The 1,691-nt window shown below is 56.8% G+C and carries 1 protein-coding gene; it reads left to right on the top strand.

Annotated features, from left to right (window positions below; all coding sequences use genetic code 11):
- Nucleotides 1-1,691 (top strand): fimbria/pilus outer membrane usher protein (locus tag J5224_RS26755; protein ID WP_264628193.1); only part of this gene is annotated, 1,691 nt, incomplete at both ends.

The following is a 1,691-nucleotide window of genomic DNA, read 5'->3' as shown; positions in this document are numbered from 1 at the left end:
CTCGGGGCTGTGGGTAATAAAAAGCCCCTACACCGACAATGGCAGCCGCTATCGTCGCTACGATACCTATTGGCGCTACAGCGACAGTGAGCGGATGGTCAGCTACCAGCTTGGCGATCTCATCAGCAACTCGCTTACCTGGAGCCAATCAGCACGTATGGCGGGTCTGCGCATTGGGCGTAATTTCAATCTGCGACCGGATATCGTTACCTATCCCATGTTGCAATATGGAGGCTCTGCTGCGGTACCCAGCACGGTGGATTTGCTTATCAACGGGTTTAAAACCAGCAGCATGGCGCTCAACTCCGGCCCGTTCACCCTGACCAATACTCCCTATCTCAACGGTGCGGGTGAAGCGACGATCGTTACCACCGATGCACAAGGGCGACAGATTGCTACCAGCGTGCCGTTTTATGTCTCCAACACCCTACTGCGTCAGGGGCTTAGCGATTTCGACCTCTCCGTTGGCGTGCTGCGCCGAACCTACGGGTTGGGGCAGGATCGCTATGCGTCAGATCCCGCATTCAGCGGCTTCTATCGCTATGGTCTCACACAGAGCCTGACGCTTTCCGGCCATGGCGAAACGGTGCGTGACCTCTCCCTGCTCGGCGCAGGCGCAGACATGGCCGTAGGGCGCTGGGGTACGCTTAGCACCGCTTACAGTCACAGTGAACGGGACGGAGGCGGACAACAATACGTCTTCGGTTACTCCTACTATGGCAATACCGTGGGGTTCAACCTTCAGCACCAGCGCCGCACGTCGCGCTATCAGGATCTCAGCACTTACACCACACCGGGTAACATGAGCAAAGAGAGCCTGCAAGCTACCCTTAGCAGCCTGTTATTTGGCCCGGCAAACGGCACCGTCGGGGTGGGGTATTTCGCCATTACCCCGTTTAACGATTCGCGCACTGAGTTAGTCAATCTCTCCTACACGCGGCAACTGTGGGGCAACAGCACGCTCTATCTGGCGGCCAACAAAACGCTGGGCGATCGCGGTTACAGCGCACAGCTCCAGGTGATTATCCCCTTTGGCAACAACGATACGTTCAACACCAGCGTGCAACGTAACAACCAGGGAGAGAGCCTCACAACGCTGGGTGTGACGCGCACCCTTCCCCTCGACGGCGGTTTTGGCTGGAACCTGGCCTACAGTGCTGGCAACGATCCTTATCATCAAGGGGCGCTCAGTTGGCGCGGCCCGTATAACCAGCTACAGGGAGGAATCTATGGCAACGAGGGGAGCCAAACGCAATGGGGAGAAATGAGCGGCTCGGTAATCTATCTGGATGGCAGCCTGTTTCCCAGCAACCGTATCAATGACGCCTTTATTGTGGTCGATACGCAAGGCTATGCCGACGTGCCCGTGCGCTACGAAAACCAGTTAGTCGGCTATACCAACCAGCAAGGACGACTGCTGATCCCGTGGGTAACCTCCCACTACCCGGCCAAGGTGGAAATCGATCCGCTTGCTTTACCACCGGACGTCGACATCTCTGGCGTTGAAACCCGGTTAGCCGTGAAGGAAGGCAGTGGCACATTGGCCTCTTTTGCCATCAAAAAGGTACGTTCAGCCAATATCGCGCTGCGAAACAGCCACGGTGAAGCGCTGCGCGTCGGCACCTGGATTACCGATGAAACCAGTGGCAACACCACCATCAGTGGCTATGACGGTTTGGTTTACTTCGCTC

Source organism: Candidatus Symbiopectobacterium sp. NZEC135 (assembly GCF_025962695.1).
The sequence above is the reverse complement of the archived record's forward strand: the minus strand, read 5'-3'. Positions and strand labels throughout refer to the sequence as shown.